Here is a 532-nt window from a genome sequence, read left to right as displayed (position 1 = left end):
TGTGGGGAGTCTTTTTCGCTTCATACATAGCGGCATCGGCGTGCTTAAGCACTTCTATTGCATCGCAATCGAATTCGTTGATGACTGCTATGCCGATGCTCGCGTCGATACGGTAACGTCGGTCTGATAATTCAAAGTGTTTTTCAAGGTCTTTAAGGCTTCGTTGGGCAACTTGAAGAGCTTCTTGCTCTACTTGCTTGCGAGAGCTACTGAGGTCTTCAAGCAAAATAACAAACTCATCGCCACCAATCCTAGCGATGGTATCGACTTCTCTTATAGAGTTTTGAAGCCGCCGGGCCACGGATACCAGAAGTTTGTCACCCACATAATGGCCTAGGGAGTCATTGATTCGCTTGAAACCATTGAGGTCGATAAATATCAGGGCGCCAAAGAGGTGTTCTCGTTTAATCCTATCGATAACTTTCTGGGTTCTGTCCATCAAAAGTCGACGATTGGGGAGATTGGTTAGAGCATCGTAAAATGCAAGTTGTTCTATCTGGGTTTGAGCTTTTTGTTGCTGGGTTCGGAGGTT

1 protein-coding gene is annotated in these 532 nt (G+C 45.9%); it reads right to left on the bottom strand.

Annotated features, from left to right (window positions below; genetic code table 11):
- On the bottom strand, positions 1–532 hold a 532-nt coding region (locus A3756_RS23500; RefSeq protein ID WP_156490727.1), incomplete at both ends, for a GGDEF domain-containing protein.

This window comes from Oleiphilus sp. HI0086 (assembly GCF_001635225.1).
Note: the sequence above shows the minus strand (reverse complement) of the source record. Positions and strands in the feature narration are given on the sequence as shown.